The sequence below is a fragment of the Bradyrhizobium zhengyangense genome (assembly GCF_022012435.1).
Taxonomy (GTDB): domain Bacteria; phylum Pseudomonadota; class Alphaproteobacteria; order Rhizobiales; family Xanthobacteraceae; genus Bradyrhizobium; species Bradyrhizobium zhengyangense.
In genome coordinates, this window is record NZ_JAKLUA010000009.1 from 75,293 (window position 1) to 99,003 (window position 23,711).

The window sequence follows — 23,711 nt, forward strand, 5'->3', positions numbered from 1 at the left end:
TGTTGAATATTACGCCTTGGAGTTCTTTGGCGGGGCGCTCAGACAACTTGAAACTTTGAGTTAAATCAGCATGTTGCAAATGCCCAGCGAAGAAGGGGACCTAATGCCGCGGCTGGCCAACAGGGCGCAATTCCGCACGTCGCTCGCGCTCGTCGCGACCGTGCTTACAGCGTTCCCGAACTCGATGGCGCGAGCGGGTGACAAGTCTTCGGCGCTGTTGCGCGTGACCGTCGCCACCGCCCGCCGGCAACACATCACGCCAGACCTTCCCCTCACTGGGACGATCCAGGCTCGCATCCTTTCGAACATTGCATTTCAGACCAGTGGACGAGTTGTCCGTCGCGACGTCGAGGTTGGGCAGTATGTCAAAGCAGGTCAAACTCTCGCGCATCTTGAACGGACCGAGCAGCAGACCGATGTTACCAGTGCTGAAGCAGCGCTGAATGCTGCGAATGCGCAGTTGCTGGAAGCCCAACGAAATTTCGAGCGACAACAGTCTCTGCTTAGCAGTGGCTCTACCACACGTGAGCGATTCGATCAGGCGTTAGCCACGCTTCGAACAGATGAGGCGCAGGTCAACAGCGCACAAGCTGCCCTGAATACGGCACGCGAGCGGCTAACCTACACGGAATTGAAGGCAGGACGGGACGGCATCATTGTCTCACGTAGTATCGAAGTCGGCCAGGTTGTGCAGGCCGGACAGACGGCTTTCGCCCTTGCCGAGGATGGCCCGCGGGATGCGGTATTCCAAGTTCCCGAGATTCTTGTCACCAATCCGCCAAACGACAGGACTGTCGACATCACCTCGCAATCGATGCCGAATGTAACTGTTGCCGGCTCTGTGCGCGAGATCTCGCCGATTTTGGATCAGGCCACCGGCACCGTTACGCTCAAGGTCGCGGTCGAACGAGCGCCGGCCGATTTGACACTCGGTTCGGCCGTCGTCGGTAGAGCCCGTTGGGAGTTATCGCCTGCCTTTGTCATTCCATCGAGCGCGCTGTTTGCAGCCAACGGTAAGCCCGCAGTCTGGATATTGGATAGCGAGAACAAGGCCCGGCTTCGCGGGGTCGTCGTGCAGGAATATCTCACTGGAGCGGTCGCGTTGGCCGCCGGATTGGAAGAAGGCGAGCGTGTCGTAACTTCCAGCGTACAACTGCTGTATCCAGGGAAGGTTGTCGCGGTCGCCTACGGAGCCGAGCCATGACGTCGCCCGCACCCACGGTCTTGCGGCTGCTACTTTTCGCCTGCGCCGCGGCGCTTTCCGGGTGCGAGGAGAAGAGCCTCGAATCGCCCGTCATTCGTCCCGTGCTCACCATGGTTGTGCAACCGGCCTCGTAGAGGATCGACACCTTCACCGGAACGGTGCAGCCTCGGTACCAGGCCGAGCTTGGCTTTCAAACAATGGGGCGAATGAGCTCGCGCGACGTCAATGTGGGAGATCTCGTTGCCAAGGGGCAAAGACTCGGGTCCCTTGATTCGACCGTCGCGCAGCTCGCGATCGTCTCAAGCCAGGCCGATCTGGCCAACGCTCGAGCGGTCCTTGCCAATGCCGAGGCCACTCTGGAACGAAAGCACAAACTGTTCAGCACGGGCAGCGGGACACAGGCGGACCTCGATGCGGCAACAGCAGCCCAGCAGAGCGCCCAATCACGCGCCACGCAAGCTGAGGCGAGTCTGCAGAAGGCGACCGAACAACTCGGCTACACGACCCTAAACAGCAGCTATGACGGTGTCGTCGTCTCCTGGTCCACGGAAATCGGCCAGGTCGTCTCGGTAGGCCAGACGGTTGTCACCATCGCTCGCCCAACTTTTCGCGACGGTGTGTTCGACATACCGGACGACCGAATTGGCCAATTCATCGAAGGTTCATCCTCTCGGGCATCGCTCCTCGTCCAGGATAGCATCGCAGCCAAGGCGGTCGTCCGTGAGATCGCGCCGCAGTCGGACTCCTCGACCAGAACTCGGCGCATTCGGTTCACCATCGAAGATCCACCTGAAGCGTTTCGGCTGGGAACCACGATCCGCCTCGCGGCTGCACAGGAGGGCCAAATGGAGATTCCGGTTAGTGCTCTTTTGAAAATCGAAGGTCAGGACGCCGTCTGGATCGTGGGAGCAAACAAGAGGGCTCTAGCACGTCCTGTGATGCTCGGCGCCCACAGGGGAGACCGCGTGGCAGTTACATCCGGCTTGTCGATTGGCGATCGCGTCATCACTGCCGGCGTGCATTCCCTCTCCGAAGGACAACTCGTCAAACTTTTGCAAGAGAATCAGTCGTGACCTCCTTCAATCTATCTGAATGGGCCCTAAAGCATCGCTCGTTCGTTTGGTTCCTGATGATAGCGTCCGCGATAGCGGGCCTGCTCGCCTACCGCAGCCTCGGTCGCGAGGAAGATCCTCCGTTCACCATCAAGACTATGGTGATCCAGCAACAATGGCCCGGCGCGACGGTTGACGACATGCTCAATCAAGTGACCGACCGGATTGAAAAGGAGGTGAAACAGATCGGCGCGGTCGACTACGTCAAGAGCTACACGACGCCCGGTCAGACCACGATTTTGGTCAATCTGAAGGACACCACCAAGCCAAAGGACGTGCCGTGGCTATTCTATGAGGTCCGCAAACATGTTCAGGACATCCAGTACACCCTGCCTTCAGGCGTAGGCGCAGCCTCCTTCAACGACGAATTTGGCGATGTCTTCGGCAACATCTACGCGTTTACGTCCGACGGACTCAGCCCACGGCAATTGCGCGACTATGTCGAGCGGGTGCGCTCGGAACTTCTCACCGTGCCAAGCATCGGCAAGATCACGGTGATCGGAGCACAAGATGAGGTCATCTATCTCGACATCTCCACGCGCAAGCTGGCGGCACTCGGTCTTAATATGCAGTCGCTCATCAAGACACTGCAAAATCAAAACACAGTGCAGCCGTCAGGCGTCGTACAAGCGGGCCCAGAACAAGTTTCGCTGCGCGTAAGCGGTCAATTCGCTTCGGAAGAGGCCCTTCGAAGCACCAACCTGCGCATCGACAACCGCTTCCTTCCGCTTAGCGACGTCGCGACCATCACCCGTGGATATCGCGATCCACCCGATCCGCTATTTCGTGTCGATGGAAAGCCTGCGATCGGGCTCGGCATCGCGATGATGGCCTCTAGCAATGTGCTTCAATTTGGTGAGGCGCTGAGAGCAAAGATGCGCGACATCTTGGCCACGCTTCCGGTAGGCGTCGAACTCCACCTGGTTTCCGATCAGCCGAAGATAGTTGAGCAGGCAGTCGGCGGCTTCACCGAAGCGCTCGTTGAGGCCATAGCCATCGTGTTGGTGGTAAGCCTGATCAGTCTTGGAGTGAGGGCAGGGCTGGTGGTCTCGTTCTCAATTCCGCTCGTGCTGGCGGTCGTGTTCGTCATCATGCAGTATTTTGGAGTAACGCTGCAGCGCATTTCCCTAGGTGCGCTGATCATCGCGCTTGGACTGCTCGTCGATGATGCAATGATAACAGTCGAGATGATGGTGCACCGCCTTGAGCGCGGGGACAATCTCTATAACGCAGTGACCTTTGCTTACACCTCGACCGCATTTCCGATGCTAACCGGAACCCTGGTAACTGTCGCAGGCTTTATCCCGATTGGGTTCAACGGCTCATCGGCTGGCGAATACACCTACACTCTGTTCCTCGTAATCGCAGCATCGCTACTAACCAGCTGGGTGGTAGCCGTTCTGTTCGCTCCACTGATCGGCGTCATGGTCCTTCCAAAAACCATGAAACATCACGACCATATCGGTGTCGGCCGGCTATCCCGCTACTTTGTCGTTCTACTGGAGGCCGCGATGCGCTTCCGCTGGGTCACAATCGGCGGAAGCCTCGGTCTGCTCGCGGTGGCAATCGTCGGTATGGGATTTGTGCAGCAGCAGTTCTTCCCGTCGTCAGACCGGTCCGAGCTGCTCGTCGACTTGACGCTTCCGCAGGGCAGCACGATCCTTGAGACCAAGAAGCAGATCGACCAGTTCGAAAAAGGGCTGGCCTCCGATCCTGACGTCGAAAGCTGGAGCTCTTATGTTGGGCAAGGTGCGATCCGCTTCTATCTGCCACTCGACCAGCAGATGGCCTTTAACTATTTCGGCCAGGTGGTCGTCGTAGCCAAGTCACTTGAAGCTCGCAATCGGATCGAAAGCAGATTGCGAAAGACCGCGGCCGATCAATTCATCGGGATCGACGTCTTCATCCACCCGCTCGACCTTGGACCTCCGGTTGGACGTCCGCTGCAATACCGCCTCAGCGGGCCGGACATCCAGCAATTGCGCGCCAAGGCACTGGAGATCGCCAAAATCATGAGCGACAACCCGCATCTTGACCCTCCGACATTTGATTGGAACGAGCCAGGCAAGGTCGTTCAAGTCGAAATAGCGCAAGACAAGGCGAGGCAGCTCGGGCTCGACTCCGTCGATGTTGCCTCGATACTGAACGGCCTTGTCGGCGGGACGTCCATTACACAGATGCGCGATAGCATTTATCAGGTCAACATCGTTGGGCGCGCCGCAAACGACGAACGCAGCCGAATCGAAACGCTGCAGTCGTTGCAGATCCCGACTGGCAATGGACAGGTGGTCCCGTTGCTCTCGTTCGCAACACTTCGCTATGACCTGGAGCAGCCCATTATTTGGCGACGCGACCGTGTCCCAACAATCACGATTCGAGGCACCATCCACGATGGCACGCAACCGGCAACTGTCGTCCAACAGCTTGCGCCGGCTATCGAGACCTTCGCCGCGAACCTGCCGGCGTCGATGAAGATCGCAACCGGAGGCGCCGTCGAGGAGAGCTCAAAGGGTCAGGGTCCAATCGTTGCGGTCGTGCCTGTGATGCTGCTTGCGATGGCGTTCTTCATTATGGTCCAGCTGCAAAGCTTTGCGAAGCTGTTCCTTGTCGTAAGCGTGGCTCCCCTCGGCTTGATCGGCGTTGTGTTCGCTCTCCTCGTATCCGGAAAACCGATGGGTTTTGTCGCGATTCTCGGTACGTTAGCCCTTATCGGGATCATCATTCGCAATTCGATTATCTTGATGGCGCAGATCGACGAAATGCTTGACGAGGGTCACGATCAATGGTCGGCAGTCGTGCTGGCAACACAGCATCGCATGCGGCCAATCCTGCTGACGGCCGCCGCAGCAAGCCTCGGCATGCTTCCGATCGCGCCGCAGGTCTTCTGGGGTCCTATGGCGCTATCGATGATCGGTGGCATCATGGCTGCGACCTTCCTGACTCTCTTTTTCTTGCCGGCGCTTTACATCGCCTGGTTCCGTGTAGAAGCCCCACTAAAGGACTCTTCTTCGCGCCAGGAGGAGCCCAGCAGGCTCGCCAGGGCCAGCTCACCATAGGGAAGCCCGAGCGCGATGCCACAAGGCCTTTGGCGTCCTGCTTGGTAACCGCCACGCTCCGCGCCGGTTTGTACCGGGAGTTCGTGATGCCTTTCCCTGCACCGGATCCGACCGTAGAGCTCTTCGGGCTTGGCGATCCGGTGCACGACGATCGGCGATTGCCGGCAGCGTCGCACGACGTTCACCGCGCTTTCACAATCCACGAGCGTCGTGAAATGATGTCACCGCCGTAGCTGTCGAGCTACCGAGTGATGGTCCTTAGGAGAATCAAACAATCGATCGCGAGACCGAGCACCAGAACGACGTTAAAAAAGCTCGCCACATCATCGTCCTGAATGTCTCTCCCGTAGCGTCCACGGCTATCGAAAGCGCAGCGCCACTGAATTGATCAGGAGCGTGGCACATTGGTCTCGTCTCAGAATGCCGGTGACGCGTCGAACTCGGCCCAGCTACAGTCGACGTGGCTCGGACGTGCGTTTCCGACCGTGCTTATGAAAGCGCACGGCGCAACATGGGTATGGTCGAGAACAAGACCACTGCTAGCAATGTCGTAGACCTTCTTATCAGGTCTGCTCTCCTGCCAGACGTTGTCGAATGCGACGACATCAGCCGTCCCAATCGGCGTATTCTCGTGGGCACAACAAAAGCCCCAAGCTTCAAATCTGGCGCTCTTTGCGGTTCTGCATAGTTGCCGGCCACGCGCATCCATACGTCAGATTTGACATATATGTTCATGCCTGCTAGCCAGTAAGTAATAAATGACATATGGAGGAAGGCCGTGAATTGCCGCTCGGGGGTGGACGCACCTGACCTGTTCGGAATGACGTCCGAACTCTGCACCAAACGCTCTGACCGGTGCTGGGTATCCTCAATTGCTGATCAACGGTGAAGCCATTTTCGCAAGCAGCTGCGCTTTGTGCAGATGCCATTGGTAATTGGCCGCGATGGCTAGTTGAAGCAACGGGCAATCGTCCCGTCTAGAGCTCTCATCCATGATGCTCTCGATGGATAGCAAAGCACTCTGTGAGGCGCGCGCCGGCAGCTCAAGAGTTTCGATGGCAGTGGGGAGCGAGCGTCGCGGCTCTCCATAGCTGTCGGATGCCTTCATCATGCCTGCATCGGTGCGGAGCTGCAATTCACGAGGGCCGACTATCATACGGGAGGAAAAAATGGCGCAGATTAACTCGTTGGGGTCAAAGATTTCATTAGTGACAGGGCACATGGCTGGGATGATAGACCAGCCCGCACTTCCGATTTGGGTCGGTGTTCTGATCTCGGAATATGCGTTTTCACCGGCGCGAGCGGGGGCGCTTCCGACCCTCTTTCTAGGAGCCATGGTCTTTGCAAGCGTTACACTATCGCCATTCTTCCATCGCGCTCCGGGGCGCTGGATGCCGACGCTGGGCTTCGGCATCAGTGCCGGGACCTTCTATGTGATGGCCGGCTTCACCGAATTTAGCATTCTGGCAGTTGGCCACTTCGTCGCTGGATTGGCGACAGGAGTCGCACGGATAACCCACATCGTGTCTTTGCAATGGGGGGGTTAACGCTTGGAGTCTTCGCGGTAATATTGCTCGGCGCATCGGCGACTCTCATCACGAAATTCGGTCCACCAGCCATCTTTGAGGTCTTTGCCGCAGTTACGGCCGTGGCAGCCGCAATAGCGACTTTCTTCTTTCCCTCTGCTTCCATCAGCGAAGACCTCGTCAGGGATGCCGCTGGATTCACACGCCCTGTGTGGTTCATTATCACTGGAATCGTCCTGATGTCGCTCGTCCAGGCAATGATATTCAGTTTCCTACAACCGATGGGCACCGATCGCGGACTGTCGCCTGTCCAGATCCAAAGCGTTCTGGTCACGTTAGGTCTGGTGGCTATGACACCGACCCTGCTCGCCGCGTTTCTCCAAAAGCGGCTTCCGCCGATGCGGGTCGCGATGACTGGAACCCTGCTGCAGGGAGCGGTAGCTGTCCTAATCTCTTGCTCTAGCGGTTTCTTGCCGTATGCGGTCGGAGCGGTCGTTTTCCCGTTCATAATGTTGTTCACGCATACTTTTGTCTTCGGGCATCTCGCGCGCCTTGATCTCACCGGGCGCGCGGTTGCTGCGACCCCAGCCATGTTGGTCGGCAACATGATTGGACCGCTCCTGGGCGGGACATTGGTCCAGACGACTGGCTATCTTGGTCTCGGGTCGGCGGCAGCGGCCGTCGATCTCATTGCTCTCTGCTGCTTCATTGCTGCATCACAGAGAGCCACATCCGCTATCCAGCCGTTGCCGCAGCTAAACCAGTAGGCAGATCTCTTGGCTTGCCGGAGCCTGACGAGAGCCAACGCTACGCGCGGATTCGAAATGCTGAAAGACGTTGAGATGCCGATCTAGTTTCTGCGAGCAGCCAAGTTCTCATTCGCTTTTATCCAATTCGACGCAACCCCTTTGGCAAATTCCCCAGGTGCCTGGCACCGGTGCGAGCGAGAGATGTCGAAAGAGGTATAGGGGCCGGGCTCAAAGAGGCCTCTCCGCCAATACGTTCTCGCGGGGACGCTCTCTCGCCGCTGTTACGCCGAATAGGGTGATTGCGTCAGGCACAATCACGACCCTTTCCGCGACATGCACATAAGGCGCAGTCGCCATGATCGCTTTTGCCGAGAGGGCGGCATTCAGCTGATAATGATCCGCCGGCTCCGGAGACGGCATGGTTCGAATTGGAGCAGGGTTGCGAGCTTTGCTATCGACAACAACATCTCGGATGTCAGTCTCGGTTCTTCGAGTTGACCAAAGGTGTGAGCATTAATCTGATGTTTGACCATTTCGTTGTTCGGTTTTCGCGACGACACTCGCTGGTCGCATCGTTAAGTCAGATATTAACGTTCAACACAAGTCCGGACGTTCTTTCCTCGGAGCTGCGCAAGAACATCGACGGAGGCACCTCCGTCTAAGCTCGCATGAAGTGCGAAGTCTACGATCCTTTCGCCGAATAAAGTGACCGCATCGCCAGGGAAGTCTCATCGCCTAGGCGGCCATCGCGCCATCCGTGATCACGTCGATGCCGACTAAGGTTCGATAGGGCAATCGTGGTAACTTCTTCCTACCTTCTTGTTTGCCGCTACTGCTCGGCGGTTGCCACGGCGAATTCTTCGCGTTCATACCTTTCAATCAGGCAATCGGCGAGCGCGGTACACACCTCGCCGCCCCGCATTCGGGAATTCCGCTTTGCTGAGCAGAAACAGAAAAACATAAGGTTGGTCCACCGGCAGGTAATATGTAAGGATTGCCATATGCGATAACCTGATGTATTCTTACTATAAGTCAAAACTGACATATAGGAGGATCCGTCCGATGGGCTTAGTCCGCCTGTTCGAGCAGTCGAAGGCTCCGTCAGGCTCAAGTCGGAGCGTCCGGATTGTGTGTGCTGGTCTTAAGGATCAGCCAACATTTGGTTCGCTTGACCGAGTAGCTCATTTCGAGCGACGTCCCGATTGGTCGCCTGTTTCCGCGCGCTTTCGATTTTTCTCACTCAAGTCGATGCACAGCCGCCGGCAAGCTCCTCCCGCAGCTTGCGCAGGGCCCCGGCACGAGTTGTCGCGGCACCGCATTTTGCAAGAGCGCCGCCTAGGTGCTCAATCGCCTTTGCAAAATCAGTTTGAAGTTCGTGTCTGCGCTACTGGTTGCGCGCATTGGGGAAACGCCGGTCGACTCCCTGCGTATGCGATGCGGCTCTTTGTACAAGCCGAGCTCCGCGCCAAGCCGCGAAGTCATGGAATGGCGGAGTAACGATCATGAAGAAGGGCTACAAGTGGATCAACAGGAGGATCGAGCAACTCGATCCGCACGTCGATTATGCTGAAATTTGGCGGCTATCCAGCTGTTACGGCCTGACGGATTTCATACAGAATTTTTCGTATTGTTTCACATTTCCCAACTTCGTAGTGACTGAGTGGGGCGCTCGGGCCGTTTGGCGCGAGGATGGCGGAAAGCTTCTTTATAGAGCCACTCATCGCGCCGAACAGACCGGAATCAACAACACAACCTGGTGGTATTACGGTCCTCAGGACGATCGCACCATCAAATCCGTCGAAAACATCAACAAGCTCCACGCCCATTATGCCAAACAGTACCCGGGCGATTTTTCTGATCACGAAGATTAGATCTACACGCTTGCCTTCACGGCGATCGCCATGGATCTGGCATTCAAGGCGATGGGATTGAAGGGCTTCAACGAGAAGCAAAAATAGCAGCTCACAAGTTTTGGGGTGAGATGGCAAAGCTATTCGTCGCCGAAGGTGGCGTACCTTTACACGGGTATCCTAAGGACTGGGACGGTCTCGTTGCATTTTGCCGGGATTTCGAAAGCAGGGAGCGATCAGTGACCGAGAGAGGGAATCTGATCGTCAACGCGCTCTTCGATCAGTTCAGCTATCGCTATTTTCCGCCAGGCTTGCGGTGGTTGGGTCACCAGATGTTGCGATCAATGGCGCTGCCTTCGACGCTGAAGGCGCATGGCATTCCGCCGGCGCATCCCTTGGCTCAAGTACTCATACCGCGATCGTTGGGCTGCGTGGCCTGGATTGCAAAGACGCTCCTTCCTGATCCGCGGATCAGCTACATGGAACAAAGGAGCAGTATGCCGGCGGAAAACAGGAAGAAGCTGCGTAATCGGATCAATGTCCTTGATGAACAGTTTCCATCCTACTTTATCGGACGTCATGCCGAGGATCAGGCATGGGCTGGCTGTCCCTATCATGCTGCGCTGAAGTGCACCTGGACAATCCGCCCCCGCCGTTCAGGTGAGGGCTCTTGAGAAGCAGTCGAGCGTGCTCGACGCCAATTGACCCGGGACATTTTGGAGAATGAAAGAAATGGTTAGCGACAACATCGTGGCAGGCTCGGTGCTGACTGGGCAATTCTTCACGGGCGAATGGTCATCTAGCAAATCCGCCTTTGAGGCAGTCGAACCTGCGACCGGTGCGGTGATTGGTAAGGTTGGTCTTGCAAGCGCGGTCGACATTGGGAGCGCTTCTGCGAATGCACGGCAGGCGCAGGTCTCGTGGGCCGCGACGGCGCCAGATGCACGCGAAAACATACTTCTAAAGGCGTGCGAAGTCGGCGAGCGTTATAGGGATGACATCGTCACCTGGATCATGCGAGAGAGCGGCGCGGTCCGCTTGAAGGCTGAGATCGAGCTCGCAGGTACGCTCAAAGCAATCCGGCTTGCGGCTGCGATGCCCTCGCAAGCTCAAGGGAACGTGCTTCCAAGCCCGGGAGGGCGCATCAGCTTCGTGCGGCGACGCCCACTCGGGGTGATCGGCGTGATATCACCCTTCAATTTCCCGCTCTACCTTGCCGAGCGCGCCATTGCGCCGGCCCTGGCCGTCGGAAACGCGGTGGTAGTCAAGCCGGATCTGCGGACTGCTATTTGTGGTGGCTTCGTTATTGCGCGCCTCTTCGAATTGGCGGGTGTGCCGAAAGGCGTTCTTCAGGTGCTGCCCGGTCGAGAGGATGCTGGTGAGGCTCTGTGCAAGGACCCCAATGTGGCGATGATCCAATTTACCGGGTCGAGCAGGGCGGGGCGAATGGTCGGACAGGTGGCTGGACAGCATCTCAAGAAGGTGTCCCTCGAACTTGGCGGCAAGAACTCACTTATCATCCTAGACGACGCAGATCTGGATACCGCCGTTCGTGCCGCCGCCTTTTCGGCGTTCTTTCATCAAGGACAAGTTTGCATGAGCGCTGGACGCATTCTCGTGCAGAGAAACATCTTCGACGCTTTCAGCGATGCGCTCGTCAGATATGCGAAGACTTTGAAAGTTGGCAACCCTCTCGACCCTTCCGTTGCCCTCGGTCCGATGATCAATCAGCATCAGCTAAATCATGCACTAACCCTGATTGACCGCTCCGTCACCGAGGGAGCTCGGCTGCTAACGGGAGGCAAGGCGGAGGGCCTGTTTCTTCAGCCCTCCGTGCTGGCGGAGATCTCACCCACCAATCCGGCCTATCGTGACGAGCTCTTCGCTCCGGTCGCGGTGCTTGTCCCATTTGAGACGGATGTACAGGCCGGGCAAATGGCGAATGATACCGAATATGGGCTCTCTGCTGTGATCATCTCGCGCAACATCGGCAGGGCAATGGCAATTGGCGAGCAATTACGAACGGGTTTGCTACACATCAATGATCAGACGATCAACGACGATGTGGTCAATCCCTTCGGCGGCTCCGGCACATCGGGCAATGGCACATCGATCGGCGGTATCGCTAACTGGGAAGAGTTCACTCAATGGCAATGGGTGACGATCAAAGCTGAGCTGCAGCCCTATTCACTCTAAACTCGACACTCGATCACTGACTGAATGACCAATGCGCCCGTGGCGCTGATTGTTTCTCTAAGTTCCCGGCGGAGTGTTCACCAAGCTCCCTCCCACTTGGCCGTACTCTACTACCAAGAGTACGGCCTCTCTTTTCGGATCAAGGCAAGATCTGTTCGAAGGCTATCGAGTTGATCCGGACTCGTAAAGCTCGATCAACGTCTGTCTTCGACACACGCAAATCTTTTTTGGGTAGATTGGCCAAAGCCTTGGCCATCCCGATCTTAGCTTTGAGCAATAGCAGGAAGCGCTCGCTCGCGGCGGCTTGACCTGCCACTGAATTTTCATCCAGCAGCAGTTAGAGTCTCGGAGTTCGCGCCAAGTGAGGCTGCTGCGCGCGCGTGGAGAAAGAGTGCGGTTGCTACGATTAGGTGAAGCCCAAAGCGGAAACGCCAATGGTATCGCTATAGCGCACCGAAACCTGATCTCGCCCTGCACGCTTGGCGCGATACAAAGCTTCGTCTGCAAGGCCAAGTACTTTCGACAATCCCTCGCTTCCCTTGGAAACCGCCAGCCCAATGCTAACCGTGACCTTGGTCAAGGCACCATTTCGGGCAACTTCTCTCTGCCCGCAAGCCTGCCGCAACTGCTCAGCGAGTAAAACTGCATCGCTCGGAGATACGCCCAACAGCAGCGCCGCGAATTCTTCGCCTCCATGCCTGCCAATCACGAGGCTATGCTCCTTCGCGAACGACTTGAGCACGTCCCCGATTTCAACCAGCACCGCATCACCGAAATCATGACCGTATTGATCATTTATGCCCTTGAACCGATCGATATCCATCATCAAGCCTATAGCGGGAAGGTGACGATCGTATGCCTCTGCGAGAGCCTTGGCTGCAACCTCGTTAAATCCTCTTCGATTCAAGAGACCGGTGAGTTGGTCAACTCTCGAAAGTCTTAGGAGCTCGGCCTGGGTCGCGATCAACTTTTGCTGCAGCAGGTTGCTGCGCAGGCTCATGGCGCCTCCAATTCCAATGGAGGCGAGCGTACCAAGCAGAGCGACGCAACCTGTCGCATAAAGGCTGCTCACGTTGCCCTCCGGTCCGAACAGATAGGCGTATGCTAGCCAAACCAGCGGAACAGTTAAGACAAGCCCGATCGCAACGTCGCGAACCGTCCGACGGTACACATCTCCCAACGTCATTAAGGGATCATTCATCAATCGCGCTCCGTGACTTTTTGAAAGCCTAGGAGGGATCGACTGGTCGTCATCTTAAAATGCTTGGGGACTTAACAGCGTTACTAACAGGAGGTTAAATTCGGAGCCAGAAATAGGCATTGACGCTCTCCTGTCGAGTCGCCTGCCGGCACGCGCCCGGCGCAGGCCCGCTGCCACGACCGGTATGCGCAACATGCATGGGCTAATTTCCACTATTGGCAGGCCTCTAGACCGCCTGCAGCTTCCTTGAAGCCAGAAACTGCGTGAATCGCAAAGCCGAGCCATCGTCTGCCGAGCAGACGCGTCTCTAAATTCAAGCCTTGGCGCCGCTCTCGCGCGTTTGCAGCGCATGGTAGCGCAACTTCTTCCGTGTCTCGTCGAGGCGATCGCCGCGCAGCACGGCTTCGCGGATCTTCTCCTCTGCGGCTGCGATCTGTCCGGCGACTTCGATCACCTCTTGGACGCGGCTCGCCGGGATGCAGATCACGCCGTCGCCATCCCCGACCAGCCAATCGCCAGGCGCGATGCGGATACCGGCAATTTGCACGGTCACATTGTAGGCGTCGGCAGTGACGCGATCCTTGCCAGTCCGCATCGTGTTGGCCCGGGCATAGATCGGATAGTCGAGTTCGATGCTGCGGTCGATATCGCGGCAGACGCCGTCAATGACGGTGCCGCCGATGCCGCGGCGGTCGGCGACCAGGGTCAGAATGTCGCCCCAGACCGTGGCGTCCATGCGACCGTCATTGTCGATGACGACGATCTGGCCGGGCTGCACATCATCGATATAGTCGCCGACCGAACCGCCGCTCTGGCCGGTCGGTAGCATTCGGATCGTAAAGGCCGGGCCGGCAAGACGCATCGAGCGCGCAAACGGCATGATCCCGAGACACTGCCCCTCGATGCCCAGTCGATCCAGTGCATCTGACAGGGTCGTCACCCCGAATGTCTTGAGGTTTTCAGCCGCGTCCTGTGTCATTTGCTGCGCTACCCTTTCAGCATATCTTCGTAGTTCCCGGCCATGACGTTGCCGATCGCTTCGCCGCGATCGATGGCTGCCGCCATCGCCCGCTCGCGCCCAAAAATGTCCTCGGCTCCGTAGCGATGATCTCCTCGGCGCGGAGTTGGTCGACGAACACCACGCCGCTGCCATCGGCTAGGACATAGTCTCCCGGCTTGACGGCGACGTTGCCGAACGTGATCGGCTCCTGGAACGAATGCTCCGCGATCCGGCCGCGAGCGGTCACGGGTACGGCTGCGCGCGCAAAGACCGGAAGCCCGAGCGCGCGACTTTCATCAAGGTCTCGGCAGGCGCCGTCAATCAGAATAGCGGAAACGCCCTTCTTGACGGCGCCGAGGCTGAGCAGGCCGCCCCAGCCAGACACATCGGTCCGTCCGCGATGCTCGACGACGATGATGTCGCCACGTTCTGCCGCCATCACCGCTCCCGCGCCGAGGTGGCGTTTCGGGAGGTTCGGCAGAGGTGCGCCGAGCTTCGTCGTAACGGCTCGTCCGGCGACTCGCGTCGGGCCGGTGAGGGCCGAGACTCCGATGACAGCGCCCGGCAAGTTGAGCTTGTCGAGCGCGTCGGACACCGCGCAGGTGTCGAGTTCCATCAGTCTGGCGACAATGTCAGATGTCGTTGAGGTGGTCACTCGAGAACCGCCATGGCATCGCATTGGACCAGCATGTTGGCCGGCAGATGATCGTTCTGGAATGTATGCCGTGCAGGTCGCGAAGCTGCATCGGGGAACGCTTCCAGCCAATGCTTGTTGACGGCCGGTCGGGCTTCCGGAACCTTGACGTAAACCGTCATCTTGACGATGCGATCCATCGCACCTCCGGCTGCCGCCATGATGCGCTTGAGATTGTCGAACATCAGTTCAACCTGTTTCTCGACCTCGTCAGGAATCTTTCCTGCCGCGAGATCCAACCCATAGACACCGCCGGTCATGACGATATTGCCGACGCGAGACGCTGCGGGTATCGGCTGAGCGCCATGGCTGAAGCCTTCGATTTCGATGCTGCGGCGTGCAGTCATTGCTGCTCCTCCCCAACCGGTCAGACGTCAAGCCGCGCGAACAGACGGCGCGCGTTGCCTTCGAAAATGCCCTTCTTGTCAGCTTCGCTGATCTCGGTGATCGATTCGATTACCGGCCTGATGTCGTCATAGGGCTTGCCCGAATTTGGATCGATGCCGCCGCCGCTGCCCGGCCGCTCGGTGCCGAAGACGCACCGATCGGCGCCGACCACGTCGAACAGCAGCTCCAGCGATTTCTTGTAGTGCAGTACCGTATCGAACCAGAAGCGCTTGAGCGTCTCGTCGAAAGTCTCGGCCTTCGCCCCCGAGGCGGCGGCGAACATTTGGCGATTCGAGCGCCAGCGACCGACTTGATACGGCACGGAGCCGCCGCCATGGCTGATCAGCAGCTTCAAGCTGGGAAAGCGCTTGAACACGTCGGACCGGGAGATCGAGGTGATGGCAAGGCTCTCTTCCGTGATGAAGTGCTCGTCATACGTTTCGCGGCCGCAGCAGGCGCAGCTGTGGATGTGACCAGGGATATCGTGCTCGCAGAGGAATTCGTATAGGGGATACCAATAGGAATCGCCCATCGGCGGCGACTTGCCGGCCCCCTCCGAAGGATCGGGATTGATCAACACGCCCAGAAAGCCGAGATCGTTGATGCACCGCTTGATCTCGTCGAACATCTTTTCAACCGGCACGCCCGTCGCTTGAGGCAGGCCGCCCACGCCGCGGAAGCGCTTGGGGTGCAACTTGATCGTGCGTGCGATCATGTCGTTGTTGTCCTGCGCCCAGCTGACGATGTCGTCCCAGCGGTTCTCGCCATGCAGCATCATGAAAGGCCGGGGTGAGAGAACCTGGATGTCGGTGCCGACGCCGTCCATGATCTGCACGTTCTGGGCTGCTGATTTCTCAAGCTCTGCATCCGGGATCTTGGCGTGATAGATGCCGTATTGGCCGCGCGCGACCTGGAGATTTCCGCGATGGGCGTAGAAGCTCGGCGGCGCGACGAGATGCGCGTGGGCGTCGATGATCATGCGGACATTTCTCCCTGGATGGATAGCGCGGGTCTTGCGACCACTAAATCTTCCACATGGTATAATTAAAAAGCGACCGTCGCAAGCCCTGGGAATTGCGTCGAGGCGATTGCCATTCGCGATCGCTCGTAGCAATATAGTCCATCTGGTAAAATTAAAAGAGAGGAAATGTCCAATGGCGAAAATCGTTCTCGGCCTCGCCGCGTCGCACACCCCCATGCTCGCGCTGGAGGGAAAGCGTTGGAGCGAGCGCGCGGCTGACGATCTCAAGAACAAAGCTCTCAATCTCTCCGATGGCCGCTATGTGTCCTACGACGAGCTCGCCCGCGAAAACGGCGCTCCTTATGCGGCGCTGGCGACCGAGGCGAAGTTCCTGGAGATCGAGGCCGCATCGCAGAAGGCTCTGGATTACATGGCCGACCGCCTGGCGCAGGTTGCACCCGACGTCGTGCTGATCGTGGGGGACGATCAGGCCGAATTGTTCAGCCTATCCAACATGCCCGCAATCTCCATCTTCTATGGAGAGGAGATCCTGACGCATGAGCGCCATCTCACGCCGCAGACGCCGAATTGGATCGGCACGGTCATGAAGGGATATGCCATGGATGCAGTCCATACGTTTCCGGGCTGTCCAGAGCTCGCCCGCGAGCTGATCCATGGTCTGATCGAGAACGACGTGGACATCGGAGCAGCAGCGAAGGTGGATGACCCGCACAAGGCCGGATTCGGCCATGCCTACGGCTTCATCATCGAGCGGCTGTTCAAGGGAAAGTCCATTCCGGTTCTGCCGGTCCTGCTGAACACCTACTTTCCGCCCAATGCCCCGACGGCACGACGCGCCTATGGCGTCGGACAGGCGATCGCGAGCCTCATTTCACGGTCGAAGTTGGATGCCCGAGTGGCCGTGGTGGCCAGCGGCGGCCTGAGCCATTTTGTCGTGGACGAGAAGCTCGATCGCAAGGTGCTCGATGCGATCAAGCGCAAGGACGTGTCCGTCCTCAAGTCGCTGACCAGGGGAGAGTTGAACTCCGGCTCTTCGGAACTCCTGAATTGGGTGATGGTCGCGGGCATGTCCGAGCATCTCGACAACGACTGGACGGAATACTATCCAGGCTATAGGACCCCGGCCGGTACAGGCACGGGTATCGGCTTCGCCGTCTGGTCCTAAATTTCCCGGCACAGCGAGCGACTGCCGCCGGCGAGGCGACTTGCCGGCGGAGTTCACGCCTGTGTCGCTCCGGTCTGTGTGTTCCGCTTGTGCGCGTCGGGCGCGGTGTTGACAAACCGGTCGCTCCGGCGGATAGGCTTCGTGCGGACATGGCATGCCACGCGGAGCTGTTTTGGCGACGGATCTGACCAAGGAAACCCTCGACGAGGTCGTGAATCAGCGCCGGCGCCAGCAGCGTTCCCTCGACACAAGGGAACGGATCCTGGAGGCCGCTTTCGAGGAATTCGCCGAGCGTGGCTTTGAGGGAGCGTCGACACGGACGGTTGCAGCCAAGGCCGGCGTTCAGCATCCGCTCGTGACTTATCATTTCAAGAACAAGGACGGGCTTTGGCGCGCCGTCCTATCAACGACGAGCGTGAATTTCAGCCGGCACTTCCAAGACTACCTTGCCGGCGTCTCTAAGCAGGACGAGGTGGGACAGCTCAGGGTTCTCCAGGAGCAGTTCATCCGCTTCGCCGCTGCCAATCCGAACTTCCATTGGCTGATGTCACACGAGGGAAAGCGCGAGAGCGAACGGCTGACCTGGCTAGTCGAAGATCGGGTCCGCAACTATTTCAACGTCGTCGCGAAGCTCATCCGTGCGGCTCAAAAGCAAGACCGTTACGTCGAGGGCGATCCCTATCATCTCCAGTATCTGTTCATCGGTGCGGTAACGCGTATCTTCATGCTTTCGGCCGAGGTCCAGCAGGTGATGGGCCACTCGCCTTTTTCAAAGAAATTCGTTGATGAGCACATCCGCACCTGCTGCGCGCTGTTTTTCCGCGAGCCGGCAGAGCAACCTCGCCGGCGTAAGCTCGCTCCGCGAAACAAAGACGCAAAACGCGTTACCAAGCGAGCGGCAAGCTCCTGAAGCCGCGCACCATCAGGTGACGAACACGAACTGCGCGGGCGAGGTCAATCTCGAAGTCCCCGAAAGTGCTCAGCACTTTCGGCAGAATGGTGCGGAGCATGGCGCGTGTCGCGGGGGCGCCGAGGCAAATATGCGGCCCCGAACCGAAGCCGAAATGGCGAACCTTGCCCCGGTCGACATTGAAGGTCTCGGCATTTGTAATTGCGCTCTCATCGCGATTGGCGGAGCCGTAAAGCAACACCACCCGGCTGCCTGCTGGAATGTCGGTTTCGCTGAGGGCGACCGGGCTGGAAGTGATCCGCGCGAAACACTGTGTCGAGGTATCCCAGCGCACACCCTCTTCGATGGTAGCTTCGACCAAGCTCTGATCGGCCAGGATGCGCGATCGCTGCTCGGGGTGGCGCCAGAGCGCATGGACCAGGTTGGGTAGAAAGTGGCCGATGGAGGCATTGCCGGCCAGGAGCACGGTCATCATGTTTGCGACGATCTCGGTATCCGTGAGGGGCGCTCCATCCTGTTGAGCAGCGATCAGGACCGAGAAGAGATCGTCCCCACGTTCGACACGCCGGCGTTCCAACTCCTCGGACAGCAGCGCAATGACCTTGGCGCGTTCTTCCTCGGAGAGCGCAGGCCCCGCGGGGCCGGAATTCCCGCGAAATAAACGCTCCGACAGCTCGGCTGCGCGCTGCGCCGAATCGGGTCCCAGCCCCAGCATCCTGCCTAGCGCGCCGAACAGCACCGGGCGGCTCACTTCGGCGACAAAGTCGCATCGGCGCCGGGTGCCAAGCGCTTCCAGGCCCTTAGCGAGAGTATCGCGGATCCAGGGCAGAACCAGCTCGATACGCGCCGGGCTCAGTCCCCGCATGATGATCCGGCGAAGCTCGTCATGCCGTGGCGGGTCGATCGAGCCGAGCGTCTTGCCCACGCGCAGCGGAGAATCGCTGAGGGCGTTCCCGGCGGAGGACGAGAGCAGGACGGGATTGTTCAGTGCATAGGCGATATCCGCATAGCGGCTCACGAACCAGAGCTTTGTGGTAGGGCAATGATAGACCGGACATTCGGAGCGCAGGCGACGATAGGTCGGATAGGGGTCATCGAGAAACCCATTGCCGGTGAGGTCGAACTCGCTCACCTCGTTCACCAGCGGATCGTCAGCTTGTAAAAGCCGCGTACCATCATGTGAGCGACGCGTTCGGCGTTCGCGACGTCGAGCTCATAGTCGCCGAGCGCCGGCAGCAGAGGGGTCATGACCGTTCGCATCATGGCCCGTGCTGCGGGCGCCCCAAGGCAGATATGGGGGCCGGAGCCGAAGCCAAAATGCCGGGTCTTTGGCCGGCTGATGTCAAAGCGGTCCGGATCCGGGATAGCGCGTTCGTCGCGATTGGCGGCCGCGAAACAGACCACGAGCCGGCTGTCTGCCGGAATTGCGATTCCGTGCAGCTTGACCTCCTTCGTGGTCTGCCGTCCGAAAGCCTGGGTTGACGTATCCCAGCGAACGCCTTCGTTCACGGCGGCATCCAGCAGGGCCGGATCGGCCTGCAACTTGCGACGCTCGTCCGGATTGGTCCAGAGCGCGTAGATCAAGTTAGAGAAATAATGCCCGATGGACGCGTTGCCCGCGAGCAGGACGGTCGACATGTTGCCCAGAATCTCGCCGTCGGAAAGTGGTGCTCCCCCCTCCTGTGCGTCGAGCAGGAACGAGAACAGATCGTCACTGCGGTCCTTGCGACGTCGCTCGAGCTGCTCGGTGAGCAGTTCAAACACCCCTTCCATCAAGCCCGGCCTCGCAGCCGGGCCCATCGGTCCCGTATCGGTATGAAAGATGTCCCGCGACAAATCCGCCGCCCGGTCCGCAGCTTCGCCGTCCAACCCGAGCATCCGCCCGAGTGCGCCATAGAGGATGGGCCTGCTGATATCTGCCATGAAGTCGCACTCACGACGGGTGCCGAACTTGTGCAGCAGTCGATCGACGTCGCGCTGAATGGCGGGCAGCATGGATTCGATGCGCGCGGGCGTGAAGCCCTTCATCACCACACGGCGAAGTTCGTCATGACGCGGCGGATCGGTCGATCCGAGCGTCCTGCCCACCCGCAAGGGTGAATCGACCAGCGCATTGCCACGCGCCGAAGAGAAGACCTCGTAGTCGTTGAGGATGCGCGCCACGTCCTCGTTTCGCGTGATGATGTAGAACCCGCTCCCTTCGTGCAGATAGACCGGATGGTCGTCGCGCAACACCTTGTAGGTGGGATAGGGGTCGTCCACGAAGTTCCGCTCCTCGGGATCGAAACGAAAGGCCATGTGGTTCTCCCAGGAAATTATTATTACGCTAAATCTACCATATGGACAGTATAATGAGCAAGCCTTCGGCTACGCGGCGCGACCGGGTTTGCGGATGCCGACATATTGTTCGAGGGCACCGCGATCCGCCGCAATAGCGCTGCTTTCTCCGTTGCGAACGGCAATGCCGCGCTCCAGGATGATCGCCTGCCGCGCCAGCCTGAGCGCGAAGCCTGCGTGCTGCTCGATCAGAATGACCGCCATGCTCTCGGTCTCGGTGATCGCGGTGATGCAGCGCGCGACGTCCTGCGCGACGACGGGGGCGAGGCCTTCGAGCGGCTCGTCGAGCAGCAGCAAGCGCGGGTTCGTCACCAGGGCTCGACCGATCGCCAGCATCTGCTGTTCGCCGCCCGACAGCTGATCTCCGAAATTGGTGCGACGTGCCTTCAGACTTGGAAACATCTCGAAGATGCGCTCGATTGTCCAAGGTCCGTTCGTCGCGGCAATCTGCAGGTTCTCCTCGACAGTGAGGGGGGCGAATATCTCGCGGCCTTGCGGCACCCACCCGATGCCCAGTCGGCATCGCCGGTGTGGCGCTAGGTCGGCGATCTCGTTGCCGCGAAAACGAATTCGCCCCGAGCGGGGCGTGAGATGACCCGCAAGGGCGAGCATCAGGGTTGATTTTCCGGCCCCGTTTCGGCCCAGAACCGCAAGAGAGCCGCCGGCCTCAATCGCGAAGGACAGTCCGCTGATGACGATTCCTTCACCATAGCCCACGTTGAGCTGGTCGACCTCGAGCAGCGGCTCAGTCACGGTCATCTCCGAGATAAATCCGCCGCACCTCCGGGTCGGTCGCGATCTCGCCGGGCTTGCCTTGGCGAAATACCGAACCGGCGACGAGAACGGTGATCGTGTCGGCAAAACGAAAGACCAGATCCATGTCGTGCTCGATGAAGAGAACGGCGATCTGATCGGGGAGGGATTCGATAGCCTGCATCAGCTCAAAGCTCTCGCCGGCGGGAACTCCCGCCGCCGGCTCGTCCAACAGCAGCACGCGGGGACGGCCGGCGAGGGCGAGAGCAATCTCCACAAGGCGCTGGCGACCGTAAGATAGTTCGGCAGTCCGCCGCAGGCAGTCGCGGTCAAGCCCGACCGAACGCGCCAACTCATACGCCTCGTCCGTGGTGTCGGGCTGCCGATGTAAGGCCTGAAGAGGCCTGCCAAGCCGTCCGCGGCGCCGGGCGACCGCGAGCATGATCGATTCCAGCGGCGTCAGATGCGGGAACAGGGCGTTAATCTGGAAAGTCCGCCCCAATCCGCGTGCGACACGCTGATCGGTGCTCAATCGATCGATTGGCTCGCCCTCCAGCAGAATGCTGCCGCTGCTCGGGGCCAGCACGCCGGTGAGCAGGTTGATCAGCGTGCTCTTGCCGGCGCCGTTCGGCCCGATCAGGGCATGTCGACCGCCTGCCTTTAGCACGAGGCTGACGGCATTGGTGACCTTCAAGGCGCCAAATTGCTTGCAAAGGTCGCGTGTCTGGAGCGCGGCAACCGTCATCTCGCTCGCCTCCAGCGCACGATCTTGCTCCGAACCAGGCTCACGACGCCGAGTAGGCCGCCTCTAGCCGTCAACACGATCGCGATCAGCACCAGGCCGAGCCAGAACATCCAATATACAGGATTGACCGTCGACAGCAGGTCGCGCATCCAGATGAACGCGGCAGCCCCAATGAAGCCGCCGATAAGCGTGCCAATTCCGCCGACGATCAGCATGACGAGGGCCGACACCGATCGTTCGAAGCTCAACGTTTCCAGTGCGACGATCTGTGTGGTCTGCGCCAGCAGCGCGCCTCGCCGCCGATATCGTGAAAGCGATCATCTTGCGCCGTGTGATGGAGACGCCGAGCATCGGAACGCGGGTCTGGTTCTCGCGAATGGCCTGCAGCGCGAGACCCTCCGGCGAGTGGACATAACGCCGGGCGACAAGATAAAGCGTCAATGCGCTGCAATAGGCATACCAGAACGCGGTTCGGCCGAAGAGATCGAACTCGAACAGCCCGAGCAGCGGCCACATCTCGATTCCCTGGAGACCGCTGTCGCCGCCGGTGAGCCAAGGCAGGCGGCTTGCGCCTTCATAGAGCAGAAGCCCGATGCAAAGCGTCACCATGAGCACTGCGGCGCCGCGGACTTTTGCAATCAGCGTGCTGAAGGCGAAGCCGAGAGCGCCGGTCACGAGCCCGGCAGCAAGAACGCCGGAGATCGGCTCGCCCCAGCCATGCGCAGCGAGCAATCCCGCCGTGTAGGCGCCGAGTCCGAAAAAGGCGGCATGTCCGAAGGACGGAATCCCGCCATAGCCGAGCAACAGATCGAGCGACATCGCAAACAGGCCGCCGATTAGGATCTGTGTGAGAAGGACGAGCTTGCCGGGAAAGAGGACATAGCAGGCCGCTGCAGCGATCCAAAAGACCAGCTCGACCAAGGTCCATCTGGCGCGAAAGCGCACCGCAGTTCGCGCGAGGTCGAGAGTGATGTCGCTCATTGCGGACGGCCGGCTAGGCCTTGCGGGCGCACCGTCAGGACGGAAAGCGCCGTTGCATAGATGATAAACGCGCCGATCTCCGGAAGCAGATATTTCCCGGCCACGTCAAGGACCCCGAACATGAGGCAGGCGGCAAACGTTCCGCGCAAGGAGCCGAGCCCGCCGACGCTGACCACGATCAGCAACTCCGTCAGAAATTTGATGGGGAAGTTCGGGTCGAGGCCAAGGAGCTTCACGCTGAGCGCGCCGCCTAGTCCAGCAAGCGCGGAGCCGAGAGCGAAGGCGAGGGCGTACAGTCTTGCGACGTCGATGCCGCAGGATGCCGTCATCCGCCGGTTGAAAACGGCCGCCCTTATCCTGGCGCCAAAATTCGTATGATCGATCAGAACAAGCAGCGACAGAAGAAGTGCCGTGCCGAAGCCGATCAGAAAAAGCCGGTAGCGGCTGACCTCGACAGCGCCGATGCGGACGTTTCCGTCCAGCCATGAAGGCACCGCGATCGCCATCTGCTCTGGACCGACCAGATAGGTGGCTGCGGCAATCGACACGTAGACGACGCCGATCGTCAGCAGGACCTGTTCCAGCTCCGAGGCCTCGTACAGTCTCCGGAAAAGGCTGCGCTCGAGGATCGCACCCACGGCGGCCGCGATGGCGGCAGCCGCTGCCACCGCCGCAAGGAACGGCCACCCGGCCTTGCCGATCAGCAATGCCGCCGTGTAGCCTCCAACCATGGCCAGCGCCGCATGCGCCATATTGGCGAAGCCCATCAGCCCGAGCGTGATGGAGAGGCCACCAGCCATCAGAAACAGCACGAACCCATAAGCGATGCCGCCGATCAGAACGTTGACGAAGCCGACCATGAT

Annotated in this window: 22 protein-coding genes; 10 read left to right on the forward strand and 12 right to left on the reverse strand. The window is 59.3% G+C overall.

The features are described 5' to 3' along the window. Positions 1 to 103 precede the first annotated feature (103 nt). The 3 genes from L6637_RS25535 (at position 104) to L6637_RS25545 (ending at position 5,372) form a co-directional block, all read left to right on the forward strand. Entirely contained in the window at positions 104 to 1,204 is a 1,101-nt protein-coding gene (locus tag L6637_RS25535; RefSeq protein WP_164935433.1) for an efflux RND transporter periplasmic adaptor subunit, read from the forward strand. Between the two features lie 137 nt (positions 1,205 to 1,341). Continuing rightward, positions 1,342 to 2,277, forward strand: a complete 936-nt coding sequence (locus tag L6637_RS25540) for an efflux RND transporter periplasmic adaptor subunit (RefSeq protein WP_128930010.1) — start codon at positions 1,342 to 1,344, stop codon at positions 2,275 to 2,277. After that, the gene (locus tag L6637_RS25545; protein ID WP_128930011.1) at positions 2,274 to 5,372 is read left to right on the forward strand and encodes an efflux RND transporter permease subunit; all 3,099 of its coding nucleotides are present in this window, start codon (positions 2,274 to 2,276) and stop codon (positions 5,370 to 5,372) included. The genes L6637_RS25540 and L6637_RS25545 overlap by 4 nt, the downstream gene beginning before the upstream one ends. A gap of 868 nt (positions 5,373 to 6,240) precedes the next feature. Here L6637_RS25545 and L6637_RS25550 read toward each other — a convergent pair. Next, positions 6,241 to 6,483, reverse strand: a complete 243-nt coding sequence (locus L6637_RS25550; RefSeq protein ID WP_128930012.1) for a hypothetical protein — start codon at positions 6,481 to 6,483, stop codon at positions 6,241 to 6,243. Positions 6,484 to 6,541: 58 nt separating this feature from the next. On the opposite strand from L6637_RS25550, the gene L6637_RS25555 reads away from it, so the two are divergent. The 5 genes from L6637_RS25555 (at position 6,542) to L6637_RS25575 (ending at position 11,693) form a co-directional block, all read left to right on the forward strand. Then, positions 6,542 to 6,919 carry a hypothetical protein gene (locus L6637_RS25555; RefSeq protein ID WP_128930013.1) on the forward strand — a complete coding sequence of 126 codons (378 nt, stop codon included), beginning with the start codon at positions 6,542 to 6,544 and terminating at the stop codon, positions 6,917 to 6,919. Positions 6,920 to 6,942: 23 nt separating this feature from the next. After that, complete coding sequence (locus L6637_RS25560; RefSeq protein WP_128930014.1) at positions 6,943 to 7,665, forward strand: MFS transporter; 723 nt, start codon at positions 6,943 to 6,945, stop codon at positions 7,663 to 7,665. A 1,484-nt stretch (positions 7,666 to 9,149) separates the two neighbouring features. After that, entirely contained in the window at positions 9,150 to 9,518 is a 369-nt protein-coding gene (locus tag L6637_RS25565) for a hypothetical protein (protein WP_128930015.1), read from the forward strand. A 110-nt stretch (positions 9,519 to 9,628) separates the two neighbouring features. Next, the gene (locus L6637_RS25570; protein WP_128930016.1) at positions 9,629 to 10,171 is read left to right on the forward strand and encodes a hypothetical protein; all 543 of its coding nucleotides are present in this window, start codon (positions 9,629 to 9,631) and stop codon (positions 10,169 to 10,171) included. 49 nt (positions 10,172 to 10,220) lie between these two features. Then, a complete protein-coding gene (locus tag L6637_RS25575; RefSeq protein WP_232995548.1) occupies positions 10,221 to 11,693 on the forward strand; it encodes a benzaldehyde dehydrogenase in 1,473 nt (490 codons plus the stop codon). Between the two features lie 406 nt (positions 11,694 to 12,099). Here the strand turns inward: L6637_RS25575 and L6637_RS25580 are convergent, their stop codons facing one another. From L6637_RS25580 to L6637_RS25600, 5 genes are all read right to left on the reverse strand, one after another. Next, complete coding sequence (locus L6637_RS25580; RefSeq protein ID WP_128930017.1) at positions 12,100 to 12,894, reverse strand: GGDEF domain-containing protein; 795 nt, start codon at positions 12,892 to 12,894, stop codon at positions 12,100 to 12,102. Positions 12,895 to 13,207: 313 nt separating this feature from the next. Continuing rightward, positions 13,208 to 13,873, reverse strand: a complete 666-nt coding sequence (locus L6637_RS25585) for an RraA family protein (protein ID WP_128930018.1) — start codon at positions 13,871 to 13,873, stop codon at positions 13,208 to 13,210. Positions 13,874 to 13,889: 16 nt separating this feature from the next. Further along, positions 13,890 to 14,549, reverse strand: a complete 660-nt coding sequence (locus L6637_RS25590; RefSeq protein ID WP_206733112.1) for an RraA family protein — start codon at positions 14,547 to 14,549, stop codon at positions 13,890 to 13,892. Further along, complete coding sequence (locus tag L6637_RS25595) at positions 14,546 to 14,935, reverse strand: RidA family protein (RefSeq protein WP_128930019.1); 390 nt, start codon at positions 14,933 to 14,935, stop codon at positions 14,546 to 14,548. The genes L6637_RS25590 and L6637_RS25595 overlap by 4 nt, the downstream gene beginning before the upstream one ends. Positions 14,936 to 14,955: 20 nt before the next feature. Further along, positions 14,956 to 15,954, reverse strand: a complete 999-nt coding sequence (locus L6637_RS25600) for an amidohydrolase family protein (protein ID WP_128930020.1) — start codon at positions 15,952 to 15,954, stop codon at positions 14,956 to 14,958. 109 nt (positions 15,955 to 16,063) lie between these two features. Between L6637_RS25600 and L6637_RS25605 the strand changes: the two genes are divergently transcribed. Together L6637_RS25605 and L6637_RS25610 are read left to right on the forward strand one after the other, a co-directional pair. Next, positions 16,064 to 17,122, forward strand: a complete 1,059-nt coding sequence (locus L6637_RS25605; RefSeq protein WP_164935432.1) for a DODA-type extradiol aromatic ring-opening family dioxygenase — start codon at positions 16,064 to 16,066, stop codon at positions 17,120 to 17,122. 172 nt (positions 17,123 to 17,294) lie between these two features. Next, positions 17,295 to 18,032, forward strand: a complete 738-nt coding sequence (locus tag L6637_RS25610; protein ID WP_164933590.1) for a TetR/AcrR family transcriptional regulator — start codon at positions 17,295 to 17,297, stop codon at positions 18,030 to 18,032. Here L6637_RS25610 and L6637_RS42620 read toward each other — a convergent pair. From L6637_RS42620 to L6637_RS25640, 6 genes are all read right to left on the reverse strand, one after another. Beyond that, entirely contained in the window at positions 18,007 to 19,173 is a 1,167-nt protein-coding gene (locus L6637_RS42620) for a cytochrome P450 (protein WP_128930023.1), read from the reverse strand. The two genes, L6637_RS25610 and L6637_RS42620, sit on opposite strands and share 26 nt — an antisense overlap. Then, positions 19,170 to 20,330, reverse strand: a complete 1,161-nt coding sequence (locus tag L6637_RS25620) for a cytochrome P450 (protein ID WP_128930024.1) — start codon at positions 20,328 to 20,330, stop codon at positions 19,170 to 19,172. Before L6637_RS25620 ends, L6637_RS42620 begins: the two co-directional genes overlap by 4 nt. Positions 20,331 to 20,399: 69 nt before the next feature. Further along, positions 20,400 to 21,122 (reverse strand): ABC transporter ATP-binding protein, encoded by a 723-nt coding sequence (locus tag L6637_RS25625; protein WP_232995550.1) that lies wholly within the window; start codon positions 21,120 to 21,122, stop codon positions 20,400 to 20,402. Continuing rightward, on the reverse strand, positions 21,115 to 21,867 hold the full coding sequence (locus L6637_RS25630; protein ID WP_128930026.1) for an ABC transporter ATP-binding protein: 753 nt from the start codon (positions 21,865 to 21,867) through the stop codon (positions 21,115 to 21,117). The genes L6637_RS25625 and L6637_RS25630 overlap by 8 nt, the downstream gene beginning before the upstream one ends. A gap of 63 nt (positions 21,868 to 21,930) precedes the next feature. Then, positions 21,931 to 22,848: a branched-chain amino acid ABC transporter permease gene (locus L6637_RS25635; protein WP_128930027.1), complete on the reverse strand. Its 918-nt coding sequence runs from the start codon at positions 22,846 to 22,848 to the stop codon at positions 21,931 to 21,933. Beyond that, a complete protein-coding gene (locus tag L6637_RS25640) occupies positions 22,845 to 23,708 on the reverse strand; it encodes a branched-chain amino acid ABC transporter permease (RefSeq protein ID WP_128930028.1) in 864 nt (287 codons plus the stop codon). The genes L6637_RS25635 and L6637_RS25640 overlap by 4 nt, the downstream gene beginning before the upstream one ends. Positions 23,709 to 23,711: the final 3 nt, after the last annotated feature.

What these genes read in the sequence shown, in the direction of transcription:
- L6637_RS25535 (WP_164935433.1), top strand. Translation starts at nt 104, where the DNA reads ATGCCGCGGCTGGCCAACAGGGCGCAATTCCGCACGTCGCTCGCGCTC.
- L6637_RS25550 (WP_128930012.1), bottom strand. Translation starts at nt 6,483, where the DNA reads ATGATGAAGGCATCCGACAGCTATGGAGAGCCGCGACGCTCGCTCCCC.
- L6637_RS25555 (WP_128930013.1), top strand. Translation starts at nt 6,542, where the DNA reads ATGGCGCAGATTAACTCGTTGGGGTCAAAGATTTCATTAGTGACAGGG.
- L6637_RS25565 (WP_128930015.1), top strand. Translation starts at nt 9,150, where the DNA reads ATGAAGAAGGGCTACAAGTGGATCAACAGGAGGATCGAGCAACTCGAT.
- L6637_RS25570 (WP_128930016.1), top strand. Translation starts at nt 9,629, where the DNA reads ATGGCAAAGCTATTCGTCGCCGAAGGTGGCGTACCTTTACACGGGTAT.
- L6637_RS25575 (WP_232995548.1), top strand. Translation starts at nt 10,221, where the DNA reads ATGAAAGAAATGGTTAGCGACAACATCGTGGCAGGCTCGGTGCTGACT.
- L6637_RS25580 (WP_128930017.1), bottom strand. Translation starts at nt 12,894, where the DNA reads ATGAATGATCCCTTAATGACGTTGGGAGATGTGTACCGTCGGACGGTT.
- L6637_RS25585 (WP_128930018.1), bottom strand. Translation starts at nt 13,873, where the DNA reads ATGACACAGGACGCGGCTGAAAACCTCAAGACATTCGGGGTGACGACC.
- L6637_RS25595 (WP_128930019.1), bottom strand. Translation starts at nt 14,935, where the DNA reads ATGACTGCACGCCGCAGCATCGAAATCGAAGGCTTCAGCCATGGCGCT.
- L6637_RS25600 (WP_128930020.1), bottom strand. Translation starts at nt 15,954, where the DNA reads ATGATCATCGACGCCCACGCGCATCTCGTCGCGCCGCCGAGCTTCTAC.
- L6637_RS25620 (WP_128930024.1), bottom strand. Translation starts at nt 20,330, where the DNA reads ATGGCCTTTCGTTTCGATCCCGAGGAGCGGAACTTCGTGGACGACCCC.
- L6637_RS25630 (WP_128930026.1), bottom strand. Translation starts at nt 21,867, where the DNA reads ATGACGGTTGCCGCGCTCCAGACACGCGACCTTTGCAAGCAATTTGGC.
- L6637_RS25635 (WP_128930027.1), bottom strand. Translation starts at nt 22,848, where the DNA reads ATGAGCGACATCACTCTCGACCTCGCGCGAACTGCGGTGCGCTTTCGC.
- L6637_RS25640 (WP_128930028.1), bottom strand. Translation starts at nt 23,708, where the DNA reads ATGGTCGGCTTCGTCAACGTTCTGATCGGCGGCATCGCTTATGGGTTC.